Here is an 18,522-nt window from a genome sequence, read left to right on the forward strand (position 1 = left end):
AATTTAGATGAATAAGTTGTTTGGGGCATTGTTACTATGCTTGGGATTAACAGCATGTGTTGAATATGATGAATCCACTTTGATTACTGATGATGCAGGTTATGTGCACAGAACGGTTCATTATACAAAAGATAAACGTGGGCGTGACTATTTTCCTAAGAAAATTAGGGCATCGGGAGAAAAGCGATTTATTTTTGATCCAAAAGTCTCTGCTTGGGCTGCCTATGATGAAGAAGGTAATCGGTTACTAACTGGAGGGGGATCTGCTGGGATAGATACTTGCGAGGAAAATACAAGCCAATCTTGTAGAACAGTGACTGGGACTTTTAAGGTATATAACAGAAGAGGTCCTGAGTGTCGTTCAGGGGAATATCCGGTAGATACAAAAGGTGGCGCAAAAATGCCTTACTGTACCTATTTTTATCAAGGATATACTATCCATGCGGCATATGAAGTCCCTGAACATCCATCAAGCCATGGTTGTGTACGCATTTTCCCTAGCGCAGCTAAATGGCTAAGTGAAAACTTTTTCCAAATAGGCACTAAAGTAATCGTTTTGGCTTATCCTGATGAAAACGGTGTACATAAAACACAAGCGTCATAATCGTTTTTAGGATTTGACTCAACTTTACTGACCTATATGTTCCGTCTCGCAGGCTTCTTCAACAAGCTTCGAGACAGAGCTATAATTAACGAGCTCTGGCAAAGTTCGCTCAACACTTGCATTAAGTTCAGTATGTCCTTAAAACGGTCATCCTGAGCGAAGCGGCTGAATCTTTTAGATATCTCGAAACTGCACCTGGTTCTACTTTTTGAAGTTCTAGGGTTTGCCCCTGAGAGATGGCCACATTTTGTGACCATCTCTCAGGGGCGAGCCGCGTCGTAAACAAGGACATGCTCTAGAGACATCATTTAACTCGGGATTATGTCAAAAGAGTCATTTATTTTTTGCTGGTAAAGTTTGCTCTCCAGGAGTAGATGCGGCTGGAGTAGTTGTAGTCGGTGTTGTTGTAGCTGGGGTTGTTGTTGAAGTTGCTCCATTATCAGTATTGGGGGTGGTATTTGTTGTATTTGAGTTTGATGACTTTTCGGTATCTTTTGGTGCAGCAATCATTTGTACAATTCCCAAATCCCCAGTGATTTTTCGGCCAACAGTCACATCAATATTGAGTAGTTGGGTTACTTTTTCCTTATCATTTTGATAAACAACTTGTAACGGTAAATTAAGTTTCCATTGATTTTCTTTTGCTTCGGTAACAATAGCTTGTCCCATTACCTGACTGCTTACAGTAAGTTTTTGTGATTTGATGGCCTCTAGATTCCCTGATTTTTGCAGTGCTGTATTAAAACCTGTCCATCCTTGTTCTGTAAAACAAGCTTGTAGTTTTTGTAATTGCTCATCTAATTTATTGGGATCAAAGTCAAAGGCTTGAGTCACAGCTTTTTCTGACCAGGTTATGACAAGTGACTGGTCTATTTGTTTTGTTTCTGGCGGAATCTTGTAGTCACAATTGATAACAGCAGGGGGTGTAGATTGGGCTGAATTAATTGATGGCACGCTCTGTGCGGGAGGTGTTTGTGCCTGAGGACTAGCAAGAGTATTAGAGGTTTGTGTTGATGTGGATGCTGGTTGAGTAGCATCGGCATGTACTTGAACTTGGGTTCCAATTAAAGTAATAAGAGCACCCCAGAGTATCGTATTCTTCATGAAACTGACTCCTTAAATTGAATGTATCAATTCTGCAATAATAAGAGCCGCTAGTCTAACAGTTTTTTGTTCTTGATCCAGCGGCGGCGACAATTCAGCAATATCAAAACTCACTACTTTGCCACTTTGAATTATGTATTTCAAGAGAGGTAGAACTTGCCAGGGAGTAAGCCCTAATGGTTGAGGGGCACTTACTCCAGGAGCGAAAGCTTCTGCTAAAACATCCAGGCATATTGTTAGGTATATATGATCCAGATTAAGCATGAAATCATCAAGAAAAGCTAAATGCCAGGCTAAACTATTGCCATAGATTTCTTCGGCGGTAAGATAATGGACATTGAGTGCTTGAGCTTGTTGAAATAAAGAATCCGTATTCCCCATTTTTTGGATTCCAAGACAGCAATAATTAAAGCTTTGATTGTTTTCTGCGCAATAAGCAGCAATTTGTGAAAAAGGGGTACCCGATGTTCCGGGTTGATTTTTCTGATGGGGCCTTAAATCAAAATGGGCATCAAAATTAATAATACCCATTTTACTGTAATGAGGTGCTAATCCTTGATAATGTGCCCACGCAATTTCATGGCCTCCGCCTAATGCAATGGTTTGGTGACCTTGTTGATGACAAAAACTGATCAAATGCGCAAATTGGGATTGGGCTGTTTCTAATTCATCCTCTTCGCAAACGATGTTTCCTAAATCCCAAAACGACTTATCCAGAGAGCAGGGTAATTTTGCCAGTTGAGATTTGATGTGGTCAGGACCTAATTTTGCTCCTGGTCGCCCCAGGTTTCGCTTAACTCCAGCATCGCTGGCAAATCCTAAGAAGATTGTCTTTTTCTCTTTAGTAATTAGATCAGTTTGTTGTTTGGGAAAAATAATTTTTTGGAAAAAACGTTCTGCATTTATAGTATCTTTTCTACCTTGCCAAAGTGCAGAGTTGGGTTGGTGATAATTGGAAAGATGTCCAAACATTAAATTCCTCCTATGTTTTGATAGATGATGCTCACGCCAATCTCAATTTGACACACGATCGATAGCAAGAACCTGAGAAAAGTCATGTATTATACATGAGGGTATACTTTTTAGTCCTATAAGGGAACCTTTGGATTAATTCCATCTTGATCAGGGGTTCTTTTCTGCAGCAAGCGCGCATAAAATTATGCCAAGTTTATTCAATGTCTGGTATCATTTGCTCACATGAATAAATGTACAGAGGATATCATGTTTGTAATCACTGGCGGTGGAAGCGGGATTGGGAAGTTCCTAGCTTTTTCTTTGGCAAAACGTGATCAATCTGTTTTAATTGTTGGTCGTAGAGAAAAGTTGTTGCAAGAAACAGCGGCAACGTCAGCAAAAATTCAATATATGTGTGCTGATATCTCAACTTCTGAAGGACTCGAGTCTATTAGAAATTATTTGCTTGAAGTTCCTCGCATTGATGCTCTGATCAACAATGCAGGTACTTTAAATCCTTTAGTTCCTTTAAGAGAAGTTGAACTGGAAGATTGGCAGCATACTTTAAATACTAATTTGAATGCCGCTCTTTTTCTTACGCAAAAACTCTATAATAAATTAATTAATGGAAGAGTTCTTAATATTGGTTCAGGGGCTGCCTATTTTCCTATTAGAGGTTGGGCTGCTTATTGTGTCTCTAAAGCTGCTTTATCAATGCTTACTCAATGTTGGCAATTAGAATCCGAAGATATTGCTTTTGCGAGTGTTATGCCCGGAATAATTGATACTCATATGCAGGTGGTAGCCCGAAGTAGCGCTAATCCAGATTATGAACGCATACACTTTTATCAGCGTTTGAAAGATAAAAATTGCTTGATTTCACCAGAAACAGTGGCTGAATTTTTGACTTGGCTTTTATTAGATATAGATAAGAATACTTATGCCTCTAAGGAATGGGACATATATGATACAGAACATCATCCTGCTTGGCTTAAGCCCCCTCATCAAGTTCTTCATTGGGATTTTTAATGTTTGCTTGCGATAAATTATTATTGAATGCATCGACTATTGATGCCCAGGGAAACCAATTGTTGCAACAAGCCATAGCGATTAAAAATGGCCTCATAGTATGGTGTGGTGCACAAGAACAACTACCCCCACAGTTTTATCACACAATGCAAAAAGAAGATTGTTATGGCAAGTTACTTACACCTGGCCTCATTGATTGTCATACTCATTTAGTTTATGCAGGCGATCGTTCAGCTGAATTTCAAATGAAACTTGCTGGAGTAAGTTATACTGAAATTGCTAAAAAAGGGGGGGGGATATTATCAACAGTCAAACAGACCCGAGAAGCATCTGAAGCGGAATTACTCAAGCAATCTTTACCAAGAATTTTAGCTCTACGAGATGATGGAGTGACCACTGTTGAGATTAAATCAGGTTATGGCCTGGATTTAGCCAATGAAGTAAAAATGTTGCGAGTTGCCAAACGCTTAGGTGAGTTAACGGGTTTAAGAGTTAGAACAACCTTTCTTGGGGCGCATGCAATTGGACCGGAATTTAAAGGAAACAGCCAGGCATACGTAGATACGATTTGCCAAGAAATGCTACCTTTCATCGCTGAGGAAAAATTAGCGGATGCTGTGGATGTTTTTTGTGAATCTATTGCCTTTTCGCTTGCTCAAACAGAGCAAATTTTTAATGCCGCCCACGAATTAAACCTTCCTGTAAAATGCCATGCCGAGCAGCTATCCAATCTTGGTGCAAGTAAGCTTGCAGCAGAATTTGGAGCTTTGTCTTGTGATCATTTGGAGTTTCTTGATGCTCAGGGAGCATTTGCTATGGCAGAAGCAAACACCGTTGCTGTTTTGCTTCCGGGCGCCTATTATTTTCTGCGTGAAAAACACAAACCTCCAGTTGATTTATTGCGGCATGCTGCTGTAGGCATCGCTGTTGCTTCTGATTGTAACCCTGGTTCATCACCCACTGCTTCATTACGTTTAATGATGAGTATGGCCTGTCAATTTTTTTCGTTAACTGTTCCTGAGGTTTTGGCTGCTGTTACGAGCCAGGCAGCAAAAGCTTTAGGTATACAAAATGAAGTAGGTGTAATTGCTTCTGGTATGACTGCGGATTTAGTGCTTTGGTCTACGGATGACAGTGCCGCCCTTTGTTATTATTTTGCCTATCCTTTGCCACATCAAATGATGATAGCAGGGGAGTGGGTTTCTTCTAAGAAAAATGATTGGGAATAAAATTATGCTAAAATTAGTAAAAATAGTTTTATCTTTATATCTTACAGCATGTTCTTATGTTGTTTACGCCGTTTACCCAGCCTCAGTTCAAAAAGAAACCTCCACTTATATTTTGGATATCAAGTACCCCCAGGGTTTTAAAGACCCTCGTATTGATGCAGACTTGCAGGGATTTATCGAAAATACAAAACAACGTTTTTTTAAAGAAGTTGGAGCAGATGCTGATGTTTCTGCTGATGCGCCAGGTAAATCAGGTTTAAATATTACTTATTCATTACCCTACAAAACAAAAAATGTTTTAAGTGTGCGTTTTATGATTTCTATTTATCATAAGGGTGCGGCACATCCCGCGAACACAGTAAGTACGCTAAATTTTATCAATGGATCTCAAGTTCAATTATCCGAGCTATTTCGTCCTGAAGTAGATTATTTAAAGCCTATGGCTGATTTTTGTTATAAGAAAATAATTGCAAAAAATATCTCTGATAAAAAATGGATTGGAGAGGGTACCAAGCCTACAGATAAAAACTATAAAATCTGGTCTTTTTCGTCAGAAGGTATAGATGTAATATTCGATACGTATCAAGTCGCGGCTTATGTCTATGGCCCGCAGACAGTGAGCGTTCCTTTATCTCAAATCGCTTCTTTATTAAAGCCTGAAGTAGCACATAAAGTTTGGGGTCGTTAATGGCAGATACACCTTTTATAGCTACAGAGAAAAAAGTACCGGAACTTACTGTTCGAGTGATACTACTTGCTATAATACTCACGGTTTTGTTAGCAATGTCTAATGCCTATCTTGCATTGAAATTAGGAATTCTGACCTCCGCTTCAATTCCAGCAGCAATTATTTCCATGGGAATTTTACGTTTTTTTAAAAATTCTACTATTCTTGAAAATAATGCAGTGCAAACAGCCGCTTCAGCCGGGGAGGCGGTTGCTGGTGGAATTGTATATACTATTCCTGCATTAATTATTATTGGTTTTTGGAATCATTTTGATTACCTAACCAATTTTTTTATTGCGGTTTGTGGTGGTATTTTGGGCGTATTATTTTCCATTCCATTACGTCGTATTCTGGTTCATGACCAGTCTTTAAAATTCCCGGAAGGTAGGGCCATTGCAGAGGTATTAAAATCATCCGTAGAAAAATCAGGCATTAATGACATATTAATTGGCGGTGCAATTGGTGGTTTTATTGAATTATTACAAACTGGATTCAAGATAATTGCCAATAGCTGGGGGCACTGGTTTGTTGTAAAGCGTTCTTTGTTTGGTCTTGGTGCCGGATTTTCCGCAACAATGATAGGCGCAGGCTATCTTGTTGGCCATGATATGGCAATTAGTATATTTTTAGGGGCAGTAATTTCCTGGTTAATTGCATTACCTGTGGTCAGCCACATTTATCCCGACTTTATCAATCAATATCCTCCTGAACAAGCAGCATCATTTTTGTGGAACAGTCAGATGCGTTATATGGGGATAGGGGCTATGTTGTTTGCCGGAGTATGGACTTTTTTAAAGTTAATTAAACCTTTGTCTAAAAATATTCGGGCTTCGTTCAATAGTTTTAGCTCTAAAGGAAAAATGGAGCAGCTTCCTCGTATCGATAAGGATATTCCTTTACCCTATATCTTAATAGGCATTGGTTCATTCGCGGCAATATTATTTTTATTTTTTCAACTTGTTTTACCACTCGGGCAAGCAGGATTAGACAATCAATACTCACCTACTTTAATTTTTTTAGCAGTACTTTATGTTTTATTTATAGGATTTATTTTTTCGGTTATTACTGCCTATTTTTCGGGTATGGTCGGTGTAACGGCAAGTCCCGGAAGTTCTGTTGTTATTTCAGGTATGCTTTTTGCTGCGTGGCTTTTATTGGTTGCGATTGATCATTTGTTACCTCTCCCATTAAGTACAGAACAAATTCAGGCAGCAGAAGCGATTACGATTATGATTGGTTCTGTAGTCACAGGAATTGCGGCCATTGCTAATGATAATACCCAAGATTTGAAAGTGGGGCAGTTAGTTGGGGCAACACCATGGAAACAGCAACTCATGTTATTGCTTGGAGTAGTTATCTCTTCTTTGGTTATTCCTCCAGTAATGCAATTGTTGTTTGAAGTATATGGTATAGCAGGGGTGATGCCTCTTCCTAATATGGATATTAATCAATCTTTACCAGCACCTACAGCAGCACTAATGGCTGCGATTACTGAAGCAGTATTTAGAAATTCATTGCCATGGGCAATGATGTTAATTGGTTCAAGCATTATATTAATTATTGTTTTCTTAAATCATTTTTTTCAATTAAGACGTTATTTAAACTTGTCCATTTTAGGAGTCGCGATAGGGATGTATCTACCTATTTCTTCTTCTTTTCCATTATTTATTGGCGGTATGATCGCTTTTTGGGTCAATAAGCGCTTGAATAAAAATGATCTCGTAAAAGATGAAATAGTGGTTCGCAAGCAAAAAGGTACTCTTATTGCTTGTGGGCTTGTTGCGGGCTCTGCAATTATGGATGTTTTGCTCGCGATACCCTTTTCAATTTGGCATAGTCCAGATGCATTACAATTGGTTGGCAATGAATGGAAAAATATTGGTGTTTATCTGGGAATATTATCTACTTTATTATTGGCATGGTGGATTAATCATAGAGTATGCCGAGGAAAGTGAAAATCTTAGGCGTTGTTTCGATAAACTCTACGTGAGAGACCCATTTATTTTATACCATTGCATCGCGAAATCCATCGAAAGGATAATCAGGATCAAGTAAGACAGTTCTTGCAGCAATAGCTGCATCTATGTATTCTTATTTAAATGCCACATATTGGATCAATTGAAAAATCGGATTCAATGAGCAGCTCTCCTCAAAAAGATGCCCTTGGATCCGGAAAGCACTCTTAGCATCAGTTGCTTACATTTTAGATTTTGGGCTGTATTTTTCAATGGGCATAGGGATAGAAGTCGGTATGCCCATATGGTGATATTGATAGTTTGATTCGTTTATAACTATCAATAATGCTCCAGTTTACAGCGATTCTATCCTTGCCTTATGCTCTAATAATTTTTCTTTAGCTTGCTGTGCCTGGGTGAATTTTTCTTGTTCCTTGGCAATAATTTCTGCAGGTGCCTTGTCTGTGAATTTAGGATTATTTAATTTACCTTCGGCAAGGCTAATGTCCTTCTCCAATTTTGCTAATTCCTTTGCGAGTCGAGTTAACTCCGCCTCCTTATCAATTAAATCAGCCATAGGTATGAGTAATTCAATTTCGTTCAATACTGCAGTTGCTGACACAGGGGCTTTTTCATCTATATTAAGGCAATGAATATGGCTTAATTTACCCAATGCTTTGAACGTATCTTGGTATTTTTCTAAACGCTCTTTGAGTATTGGTGTAATATTGCGAATATAAAGAGGGATATACTTGGCTGGTGAAATAGACATTTCACTGCGTATGGTACGTACTGCTTGAATAGCTGATTTTAACCATTCTAATTCCTCTTCAATAGTAATATCAATAAACTCTTCATTGACCTGAGGGTAGGCGCTGACCATGATACTTGCACCATTCTCACTGGTTAATTTTGTGGTGCGCTGCCAAATTTCTTCGGTAATAAATGGCATTAGTGGATGTAACATTTTTAGTATTTGATCCAAGACATGAATGAGTGTCTTGCGTGTACCTCTTTTTAGGGCGCTCAGTGCATGTTCATCCTGTAATATTGGCTTAGATAATTCCAAGTACCAATCACAATATTCATGCCAGACAAATTCATATATAGTATTTGATAATAAATCAAATCGATAAGTTTCAAAGTAATGATGAACTTTGCTTATAGTGCGTTGTAAGCGAGATAAAATCCATTGATCAGCCGGTGTGTACTGAAATGCGCCATCCCCAAAATCAATTTGTTCTTCATCGGTATTCATCAAGACATACCGTGCAGCATTCCATAGTTTATTGCAGAAGTTTCGATATCCTTCAACACGACCTATATCAAAACGTACATTCCGTCCTGTTGATGCAAGCGAGCAATATGTAAAGCGAAGTGCATCTGTCCCATAGGCGCTAATACCCTCTGGAAATTCTTTACGTGTAGCCTTGACGATTTTATCGCGAACTGATTCAAGCATTAAATTAGAGGTTCGTTTTGCAATTAATGATTCAAGATCAATGCCGTCAACAATATCTAAAGGATCAAGCACATTTCCTTTGGATTTGGACATTTTATGCCCTTCACTATCGCGGATGAGACCTGTAATGAATACTTCTTTAAAAGGAATTTTTCCGGTAAATTTTAAGCCCATCATAATCATACGGGCTACCCAAAAAAAGATAATATCGAAACCGGTAACCAGAACAGAAGTTGGATAGAACTGTTCCAATTCGGGAGTACGCTCAGGCCAACCTAGAGTTGAAAAAGGCCAAAGCGCCGAGGAAAACCAAGTATCCAGGACATCTTCATCTTGTTTCAGCACCGTAGAGTCTTTAATTTTATACTTAAAACGCACATCATTTTCACTATAGCCTACGTAGACATTACCATTACTGTCATACCAGGCTGGTATTCGGTGTCCCCACCATAATTGGCGGCTAATGCACCAATCTTCAATATTATTCATCCATTGAAAATAGGTTTTCGTCCATGTTTCAGGTATAAAACGAATATCGCCGTTTTGTACCGCAGCAATAGCTGGTTCAGCCAAAGGTTGTGTTTTAACATACCATTGATCGGTTAAGAGGGGTTCGATGATGACATTTGATTTCTCGCCGCGGGGGACTTTGAGTTTATGCGGTTCGGTTTTAACTAATAAATCAGCAGCAGCTAAATCTTTAATGATTTGTTCTCTTGCTACAAATCGATCCATGCCTTGGTATTTTATTGGCGCATTTTTATTTATAGAGCCCTTTTTGGTTAATATATTGATTAGGGGTAGTTGATGACGTTTACCTACCTCATGATCATTAAAATCATGCGCTGGTGTAATTTTAACACAGCCACTTCCGAATTCTTTATCAACATACTCATCAGCAATAATGGGAATAGTTCGGTCGCAAAGAGGCAGATGTACCTCTTGTCCAATGAGATGTTTGAATCTTGAATCTTCGGGATGCACTGCAACTGCTGTATCTCCCAACATTGTTTCAGGTCTAGTGGTGGCAACAATCAAAAATTCTGTTGAATTAACAATTGGATAACGAATATGCCAAAGAAATCCATCCTCTTCTTCTGAGATTACCTCAAGATCTGATACAGCAGTACCTAATTTAGGATCCCAGTTCACCAAACGTGTACCTCTATAAATCAGCCCTTCATCATAAAGTTGTACAAATACTTTTTGAACAGCAGCAGACAATCCTTCATCCATAGTGAATCGTTCGCGACTCCAGTCAACTGATGCACCTAAACGTCGCATTTGTTGGGTTATGGTGTTGCCTGACTCATTTTTCCATTGCCATACACGTTGTAGAAATTCATCGCGAGTGAGTTCTTTTCGAGAAATACCTGATGCTTCAAGTTGTCGTTCAACCACCAGTTGGGTTGATATTCCCGCATGATCAGTTCCAGGTTGCCACAACGTTTTATCACCTAACATTCGGTGATAACGAGTTAATGCATCCATAATTGTGTGCTGAAAACCATGTCCCATATGTAAGCTGCCAGTGACATTAGGAGGCGGGAGCATAATACAAAATTTGGAGCCGTCACCATTGGGTTGAAAATAATGATGATTTTCCCAATGCTTGTAGCGTGCTTTTTCAATTGCTTCTGGGGAATAGATTTTATCCATAATTAAACCTGTACTGATAAAAGCAGGAATGGTATCACAAAATACATAATAAGTTGAGCAAGGATGTGTGTGAAGTTAGGGGGGGATATCAGCGTTTCACGGAGTGAAACGAACGCTTCACAATTGGTTTATGGGATAAGAAAACAAATAATAAATGGTTTCATGCGAAGGTTTGTGTCTATACCGTCGTTAAGGCTTAGTATACTTCGATTCAAGCTTTGCGACTTAGGTAGACACCATATCCCACAAAACCCTTATCCCAAATTCGTATTATTTAATGATGCTGGTTAGGTAAGTGCACATCAGGAATTTTTGCTTCGTCAAATTGAGGTTCGGATGTTTTGGAGCGATGGTCCTCGGCAATATACGTATATAAAGTAGGAACCACAAATAAGGTGAATCCAGTTCCAATGAGTAGCCCTGTTGCGATAACCAGCCCAATGTCAAAACGACTCACAGCACCAGCACCACTGGCAATTAAAAGAGGCAAAACACCAAATACCATTGCTGCAGTAGTCATGAGAATTGGTCTTAATCTAATTCCTGCAGCCTCTTCTACAGCAGCTCTTTTATCAAGATTTTTCTCCCGTTGTAAATGGTTAGCAAAATCTACAATTAAAATTCCATGCTTTGAGATTAAGCCAATAAGTGTGATTAAGCCGACTTGGGTATAAATGTTAATGCTTGCTAGTCCTAAATTTAAAGGAATGAGGGCACCACAAATCGACATAGGGACACTAATTAAGACAATAAGGGGATCGCGAAAGCTTTCATATTGAGCAGAAAGTACCAGAAATATAATTATGATTGCAAAAACAAAAGCAAAGAGCAATGCGTTACCCTCTTGCATAAACTGTCTTGATTCACCACCATAATCGTAAGAAAATCCTTTTGGCAATACTTGATCTGCTTCTTTTTGTAAAAATTGTAATCCTTCACCTAAAGTTTTTCCTGGCATCATTACTGCTTGAATGGTTGCCGAGTTCATTTGTTGAAAATGCGAAGCCGCATTCGGTACGGTTTTTTCTACCAAGGTTACTACTGTTGAGAGCGGAACCATAGTGCCATTAATGGTTCTTACATAAATTTGTCCCAATTCTTCTGGACTCATGCGAAAGGAGCGACTTAATTGCGGTATCACCTGATAACTACGACCTTCCAGGTTAAAATAATTGACATAATTTCCTGATAGCGCACTTGTTAAACTACTTCCAACCGCTTGCATGTCTAATCCCATTTCTGAAGCTTTGGAGCGATTAATGTTCATTTCAATTTGCGGTTGATTGAATTTAAGTGAATTATCTACATAGATAAATAAGCCACTTTTCTTGGCCTTTTCTGTAAGCTTGTTCGATACATCAAGTAAACTCTGAAAATCATTTGTTGTTTTGATAACAAATTGTATTGGTGTTCCTCCACCCCCACCAGGAAGTGGAGGAGGAACGATAGCAAAAGCATTTAATCCAGCGACATTGGATAACTTGTCTTGTAAAGGTTGTTTCAAGGCAAATTGGCTTTTTTTACGTTCATTCCAGGGCTTAAGTACCATACCTGAAATAGGTTGATTATTATTTACGGTAAAATAATTTTCTGTTTCAGGGAAACTTTTATAAATTTCGTCAAATGGTTTGGTAAATGCTTCTATGTAATTAAGCGTTGCGTATTGGGGGATCATGGCCATGACAAAAAAGAAGCCTTGATCTTCATCGGGTGCTGTTTCTGCTGAAGTATGAGTATACAGGTAGGGAAGCATCAGAATCACAACCGCTGCAAAATAGAGCATAATCACGCGAGTATCGAGTAAACTATGTAGTGCTTTTTGATATTTTGATTTAAGTTTATTAAAAAAAGTATCAAGAAAATGTACGAACTTGCCGCTCGTGATGTCTTTGGATAAAACTTTAGAACACATCATTGGCGATAATGTTAATGCAATGACCCCCGAAATAATTACTGCGCTTGCTAAGGTAAAGGCAAACTCTTTAAACAAAGCGCCAGTCAGTCCCCCCATAAAACCAATAGGTGCATAAACTGCCGCAAGTGTTATCGTCATCGCAATAACAGGTGTAGCAATCTCTCGCGCACCTATTATCGCAGCATCAAAAGGAGTTTTTCCTTCTTCTATGTGACGATGTACGTTTTCAACTACTACAATTGCATCATCCACAACTAAACCAATTGCTAAAACAAAAGCCAGCAAAGTCAATAAATTAATACTGTATCCCAGTATGAGCATGAGGGTACAAACGCCTACTAACGATAAAGGAATAGTTACTATAGGAATAAACACAGAACGAATTGAACCTAAGAATAAAAAAATGACCACAATAACAATTAATGCAGCCTCAATAATGGTATGTGTTACTTCGTCCAGAGAGGCCCTGATAAAGGCTGTTGCATCATAGACTATTGTCCCTGTTAAAGAGGGCGGAAATTCTTTGATCACAGAAGGTAACATCTTCCTTACAGCACTAATCACAGTTAGAGGATTCGCTGTTGGAGTGGGTGTTATAGAAATGAATACGGCTTTTTTTCCGTTAAAGGTTACAGATGAGTCATAACTTTGTGAGCCTAACTCGATTTTTCCAATATCCCGTAAGCGTACTATAGAGCCTTTATCACTTTTGACAATAAGATTACTGAATTGATCCGCATTATTGAGATCTGTTTTTGCCGTAATGCTTAGAGCAACATATTCTCCTTTTGTATTCCCCGCTGCGGTTAAGAAATTGTTTTTAGCAAGTACCGCTGATACATCAGAAGGTGCAACACCCAATGCAGCCATTTTTTGGGGATCAAGGAAAATACGCATCGAGTAAGTAGACCCTCCTAGAATATCGGCTTTGGCAACCCCATCTACTGTTTGCAGTTGCGGTTGCACCACCCGGGTTGCATAATCAGTGATTTGCTGAGGTGACATTTGAGTACTGTCCAAACTGATATACATCAAGGCCGTGGAAGCATCGGATGTTTTTAATATAACGGGTTGTTGCGATTCTTTGGGAAGTTGGTTGATTGTTTGTTGCACTTTGCTCATTACATCCGTAAAGGCAATTTGTGGATCGAAATTTAGCTTAATATTTAATGTAATTGTACTTAAACCCTGGGTGCTTGAAGAGGTCATGTAATCGATCCCTTCAGCACTGGCTACCGCTTTTTCTATAGGGGAAGTAATAAAGCCCGCTATGAGATCCGCATCTGCCCCTGGATAACCAGTCATAATGGTAATTACTGTATTATCCATACGGGGATATTGTCGAATTTGCATATTGTAAATGGCGTTGATACCAAAAAGAAAAATAAGCAGACTAATTACCATGGCAAGCACAGGCCTTTTGATAAAGAGATCGGTAAATTTCATAACTTTTCCTGATTAAAAAATACTGTAATAGGCGATGCACTCATAAAGTCTATTGACTTAACATATCTGGATTACTCACTTCATCGAGTTTGACTTCATTATTGATAGCTACAGGGGTACCATTTTGTAATTTTATTTCCCCTGCGCTTACGACTAATTGTCCAGCTTTAATCCCTTTTTTAATGACTGTATAATTCCCTTGCTGTTCACCTATACTTACAAAGACACGTTTCACAGTGAGGAGATCAGATCCATCTTTATTTTTCTTACCCTCCGCATTTTTTTCGATAATGTAGACTGCATTGCCGTATAAGCTGTAAGAAATTGCGGTGGATGGAACTATAACTGTGTCTGGTATTGGTGGTTGGCTTATCTCAATCGAAGCAAACATTCCTGGAACAAACGTAAAACTATGGACTTTATTTTGAGCGTTAAGTTCAGAGTTACAGGAAACAATCAATTTCCTTCCCAAGTGTTCTTTTCGAATTTTCACCAGGGTTGATTTTGCAGGATCTTTAATTGCTGAAGTAGGGCAATTGGCAAGAGTCCCTTGCACGAGAACATTATGAGTGTTTTGATCGACTTTGGAGTTGATTGCAGTAACTTTTGCTTCAAAAAGAGCATTAGGAAATGCTTCTACAGAAAAAGTAATGGTTTGATTTGGTTTTATCTTTTTATAAAGTTGTTCTGGAAGGTAAAATTGTAAATACAGCGGATCAAGTGATTGCAAGGAAACAATCGATGTTTGTCCTGGGCTGATAAATTGCCCTAAATTGATCTGCCGTATGCCTAATTTTCCTGCAAAAGGAGCAGTAATATGTTTTTGTTTTATTTGTGCTTCTGTTTGCTCCAATTTAGCTTGAGCTTGATCGCGATTTGCTTTAGCTTCGTCGACGTTTGATATAGGGGATGCACCACGTTTATATAAATCACTTTGGCGTTGATAATTTAAATTTTTAATTGCTAATTCAGCTTGATTAAATTTTAGTACTGCTTGATCAACACTGTCATCAATCGTAATTAAGGGGGCATCTTTATCAACATACTGCCCAGATTCAAAATCAATTTTAATGACATTTCCCGAGGCTTGTGAATTTACGTCTACCCCATTAATAGCTACAAAATTACCTACGGCATTGATTGTTGGTTGCCAATCTACTGCTTTTGCAACAGCTGAAGCTACAGAAACAGCCGGCGGTTGATAGTTTGCAAAAAAACGCTTAATCATGAATGCTTTTATCAAGTTAAACGCAATGATCCCACCGAAAACAATCAGTAAGACTATTCCCATAATGGTCATTCGTTTTTTTACTAACTTCATCAATGCTCTCCGGAATTTTTAGAAAAGGGCAAATTTTAAGTCTGCCAAATATAACACGAAAGATTAATTTTATTATCTTTAATTGTCTTTATCTGATTCAATTTTATCGATTTTGGATTTATAAAATATATTTCATGGTTACAAAAATATCCTATTGACTAAATTCAACACTTTGCTACTATGCGGCTTTCATCAATCGAAGGAGAAACCATGAAGTTGAAGTCCTTTTTGTTTGCTGTTTGTTTTGGATTGTTTGGTCACGCTGTTGCAGCAAACCAACATATGCATCCTAATGCTAATGAAGTTAATAATAAGAATGTAACCAGTAAACCTTCTATGCTTCCAGGTTATTGTGAAATTGAAGTGAGAAATAGCTCGTATGAAGCTGTTTTTGTAGATGGTTTTTTCGATGATCGCGCTTATTTACAGCCTTTTGTAATTCCTGTTAACGATGATTCTCATTTTATTAGCTTGTATTATCGTGGTAGCTGTCATTACAGCATGCAACTCAGAGTTGCTCCTGTAAGTTCACCTTACTATTTCATTTATGACCAATGGACTAGAGTGGGCTCTACAGTTCATATCGTACCTTATTTAGCAAATGGTCTTAATAAGAGTGACAATGATAAAAAAATTAAAGTAGAAGTAACTACAAAATAAATAATCGTTAAGGTTATTTAGTAACAGATAGGGAAGTTGCATTTTGATGCAACTTCCCTATTTTGTATGAGAGGAATAGCTTATGAAATATCTAATACCTTCTTTTTTAGTGCTTCCATTATTGGCCTCTTGCCAAATGAAGCAGCCTGAATATTATGATGCCGGTTATTTTCATTCTGTTCCCCCCCGTGCTGAAATATATGGTTTTGATGAACGTCTTCATGATTACCGACATCCTAGTCATGGTCATCGCCCAACTCCCCAAAAAAAAGAAAATGTTGATTCAAAAAATTCGCAAACATAGGAGTAATCGCAGTCTTCTTGAGTAGAATTCGTTCTAATTTGTATTCACAGTTCGTATACCATCAAATTTTGTGGTAGTCTAATGGGGTTTTTCTTTAGGGGGTTGAAGATGCGTAACTCACTTAAAATAATGTTTCTGTTGCTTTTATCTATACTAATTATAGCATGCGTCGCTTCACCAGGCAGAGAAAGCACAGGAGAATTTCTTGATAGTTCCACCACAACGACTAAGGTTAAAGCTACTTTGGTGAATCAATTAGGATCTACTGGTTTAGCAGTACAAGTAAAAACCTTTAAAGATGAAGTACAACTTAGTGGTTTTGTGGCTACTGAACGATTAAAACAACGCGCAGGAGCAATTGCAGCAAATGTAGATGGTGTGAGAAGGGTGCGCAATGACATCATTGTTCGATCTTAACTTTTTTCTTTAGGATGACTTATGTTTGATGACAGCTATACCATAAAAAATTTTGATGATGAACTTTTTCTAGCGATTGTTAATGAGCAACAGCGACAGGAAGAGCATATTGAGCTTATTGCGTCAGAAAATTATGTCAGCCCTCGTGTACTTCAAGCCCAAGGATCTGTATTGACCAATAAATATGCTGAAGGCTATCCAGGCAAGCGTTATTATGGTGGATGTGAGTATGTTGATATTGCGGAGCAATTAGCTATTGCCCGGGCAAAGAAACTCTTTGGTGCTGATTACGTTAATGTTCAACCGCATTCTGGCTCCCAGGCCAATGCAGCAGTAATGATGGCATTAATAGCCCCCCGTGATGTGGTTTTGGGAATGGCCTTGCCTCATGGAGGGCATTTAACCCATGGATCCAAGGTCAATTTCTCAGGCAAGTTATATGAATCCGTATCTTATGGCGTAGATGCTCAGACTGGTTTAATTGATTACGATGCTGTAGAGAGCTTGGCTTTAGAGCATAAACCTAAATTGATTATTGCCGGATTTTCAGCTTATTCACGCGTAGTTGATTGGCAAAGATTTAGGGAAATAGCAGATAAAGTAGGCGCCTATTTAATGGCTGATATGGCGCATGTGGCTGGTTTAATCGCTGTAGGCCTGTATCCTTCACCTATACCTTATGCCGATGTTGTGACAACTACGACGCATAAAACATTAAGAGGCCCAAGAGGCGGAATGATTTTATGTCGTGCTAACGAAGAAATTGAGAAAAAGCTGAATTCTTCTGTATTTCCTGGTTCTCAAGGAGGACCATTAATGCACGTCATTGCGGCTAAAGCAGTTTCTTTTGCAGAAGCATTACTTCCTGAATTTAAGGTGTATCAAGAACAAATTTTATTAAATGCAAAAACAATGGCATCTGTATTAATGAATAGGGGCTATAAAATTGTTTCTGGCGGTACAGACAATCATTTATTATTGGTCGACTTGATTGATAAGAATATAACAGGAAAGGATGCGGACACCGCTTTAGATAAAGCAAATATTACTGTGAATAAAAATACTGTTCCTAACGATCCGCGCTCCCCGTTTGTCACCAGTGGTTTGCGTTTGGGAACTCCAGCTGTAACTACTCGAGGATTTAAAGAAAAAGAAATTATTCTTTTATCAAATTGGATAGCAGATATTCTTGATGATATTAATAATGAAGCGACTATAATTAAAGTGAAGGAGCAGGTCTTGCTTTTGTGTCGTGAGTTTCCGGTTTATAAATAATCATGTATTGTCCATTTTGTCATGCAGAAGAAACAAAGGTAGTTGATTCACGTTTAGTTGCGGAAGGGGCTCAAGTACGCAGGAGAAGGGAATGCCTTGTGTGTCATGAGCGTTTTACTACTTTTGAAACAGCTGAGTTAATCATGCCATTAATTGTAAAGCGGGATGGTCGACGTGAGCTTTTTAATATGGAAAATTTGCGTTCGGGTATGTTGCGTGCTTTGGAAAAAAGACCGGTGAGTGTCGATGCATTGGAAGCTGCAATTATTTCAATAACGCAAGAAATACGTCGAAGAGGGGAGCGAGAAATTGATTCCCAAATTGTAGGTGAGCTCGTGATGAAGGCATTATTTAGTCTGGATCATGTAGCTTATGTGCGATTTGCTTCGGTGTATAAACGCTTTAAAGATGTGAGTGATTTCAGGCTAACTATTGATCAGATGAATAAAGATTAGAATAAC

Annotated in this window: 15 protein-coding genes; 10 read left to right on the forward strand and 5 right to left on the reverse strand. The window is 38.5% G+C overall.

What is annotated here, in order from left to right; translation table 11 throughout:
* Positions 1 to 7: 7 nt before the first annotated feature.
* Positions 8 to 604, forward strand: a complete 597-nt coding sequence (locus tag EKG34_RS04015) for a L,D-transpeptidase (RefSeq protein WP_003632550.1) — start codon at positions 8 to 10, stop codon at positions 602 to 604.
* A 333-nt stretch (positions 605 to 937) separates the two neighbouring features.
* On the opposite strand, the gene EKG34_RS04020 is transcribed toward EKG34_RS04015, so the two are convergent.
* Positions 938 to 1,708: a DotI/IcmL family type IV secretion protein gene (locus EKG34_RS04020; protein ID WP_003632549.1), complete on the reverse strand. Its 771-nt coding sequence runs from the start codon at positions 1,706 to 1,708 to the stop codon at positions 938 to 940.
* A 12-nt stretch (positions 1,709 to 1,720) separates the two neighbouring features.
* On the reverse strand, positions 1,721 to 2,680 hold the full coding sequence (gene hutG, locus EKG34_RS04025; RefSeq protein WP_003632548.1) for a formimidoylglutamase: 960 nt from the start codon (positions 2,678 to 2,680) through the stop codon (positions 1,721 to 1,723).
* A gap of 249 nt (positions 2,681 to 2,929) precedes the next feature.
* Between hutG and EKG34_RS04030 the strand changes: the two genes are divergently transcribed.
* The 4 genes from EKG34_RS04030 to EKG34_RS04045 are packed head-to-tail and all read left to right on the forward strand — an operon-like array spanning position 2,930 to position 7,602.
* The gene (locus EKG34_RS04030; RefSeq protein WP_012978893.1) at positions 2,930 to 3,691 is read left to right on the forward strand and encodes an SDR family NAD(P)-dependent oxidoreductase; all 762 of its coding nucleotides are present in this window, start codon (positions 2,930 to 2,932) and stop codon (positions 3,689 to 3,691) included.
* Positions 3,691 to 4,920, forward strand: coding sequence for an imidazolonepropionase (gene hutI, locus EKG34_RS04035; protein ID WP_080619818.1), 1,230 nt, complete (start codon positions 3,691 to 3,693; stop codon positions 4,918 to 4,920). Before EKG34_RS04030 ends, hutI begins: the two co-directional genes overlap by 1 nt.
* A gap of 4 nt (positions 4,921 to 4,924) precedes the next feature.
* A complete protein-coding gene (locus EKG34_RS04040; RefSeq protein WP_003632545.1) occupies positions 4,925 to 5,608 on the forward strand; it encodes a DUF3298 and DUF4163 domain-containing protein in 684 nt (227 codons plus the stop codon).
* On the forward strand, positions 5,608 to 7,602 hold the full coding sequence (locus EKG34_RS04045) for an OPT family oligopeptide transporter (RefSeq protein ID WP_080619817.1): 1,995 nt from the start codon (positions 5,608 to 5,610) through the stop codon (positions 7,600 to 7,602). Before EKG34_RS04040 ends, EKG34_RS04045 begins: the two co-directional genes overlap by 1 nt.
* 355 nt (positions 7,603 to 7,957) lie before the next feature.
* Here EKG34_RS04045 and EKG34_RS04050 read toward each other — a convergent pair whose 3' ends face one another.
* From EKG34_RS04050 to EKG34_RS04060, 3 genes are all read right to left on the reverse strand, one after another.
* The gene (locus tag EKG34_RS04050) at positions 7,958 to 10,723 is read right to left on the reverse strand and encodes a valine--tRNA ligase (RefSeq protein ID WP_080619816.1); all 2,766 of its coding nucleotides are present in this window, start codon (positions 10,721 to 10,723) and stop codon (positions 7,958 to 7,960) included.
* Positions 10,724 to 10,997: 274 nt separating this feature from the next.
* Positions 10,998 to 14,084 carry an efflux RND transporter permease subunit gene (locus tag EKG34_RS04055; RefSeq protein ID WP_003632541.1) on the reverse strand — a complete coding sequence of 1,029 codons (3,087 nt, stop codon included), beginning with the start codon at positions 14,082 to 14,084 and terminating at the stop codon, positions 10,998 to 11,000.
* A gap of 49 nt (positions 14,085 to 14,133) precedes the next feature.
* Positions 14,134 to 15,405 (reverse strand): efflux RND transporter periplasmic adaptor subunit, encoded by a 1,272-nt coding sequence (locus tag EKG34_RS04060; protein WP_003632540.1) that lies wholly within the window; start codon positions 15,403 to 15,405, stop codon positions 14,134 to 14,136.
* Positions 15,406 to 15,615: 210 nt separating this feature from the next.
* On the opposite strand from EKG34_RS04060, the gene EKG34_RS04065 reads away from it, so the two are divergent.
* The 5 genes from EKG34_RS04065 to nrdR all read left to right on the forward strand — a co-directional run bounded on the left by EKG34_RS04065 (position 15,616) and on the right by nrdR (position 18,516).
* Positions 15,616 to 16,065 carry a hypothetical protein gene (locus tag EKG34_RS04065; RefSeq protein WP_003632539.1) on the forward strand — a complete coding sequence of 150 codons (450 nt, stop codon included), beginning with the start codon at positions 15,616 to 15,618 and terminating at the stop codon, positions 16,063 to 16,065.
* A gap of 82 nt (positions 16,066 to 16,147) precedes the next feature.
* Positions 16,148 to 16,369 (forward strand): hypothetical protein, encoded by a 222-nt coding sequence (locus tag EKG34_RS04070; protein WP_003632538.1) that lies wholly within the window; start codon positions 16,148 to 16,150, stop codon positions 16,367 to 16,369.
* Between the two features lie 108 nt (positions 16,370 to 16,477).
* The gene (locus EKG34_RS04075; RefSeq protein ID WP_012978895.1) at positions 16,478 to 16,786 is read left to right on the forward strand and encodes a BON domain-containing protein; all 309 of its coding nucleotides are present in this window, start codon (positions 16,478 to 16,480) and stop codon (positions 16,784 to 16,786) included.
* Positions 16,787 to 16,807: 21 nt separating this feature from the next.
* Positions 16,808 to 18,061, forward strand: a complete 1,254-nt coding sequence (gene glyA / locus EKG34_RS04080; protein ID WP_012978896.1) for a serine hydroxymethyltransferase — start codon at positions 16,808 to 16,810, stop codon at positions 18,059 to 18,061.
* Positions 18,062 to 18,063: 2 nt separating this feature from the next.
* Positions 18,064 to 18,516 (forward strand): transcriptional regulator NrdR, encoded by a 453-nt coding sequence (nrdR, locus tag EKG34_RS04085; RefSeq protein WP_003632535.1) that lies wholly within the window; start codon positions 18,064 to 18,066, stop codon positions 18,514 to 18,516.
* The last annotated feature ends 6 nt before the right edge of the window (positions 18,517 to 18,522 follow it).

It is taken from the genome of Legionella longbeachae (genome assembly GCF_004283175.1).
In the GTDB taxonomy this organism is placed as follows: Bacteria; Pseudomonadota; Gammaproteobacteria; order Legionellales; family Legionellaceae; genus Legionella; species Legionella longbeachae.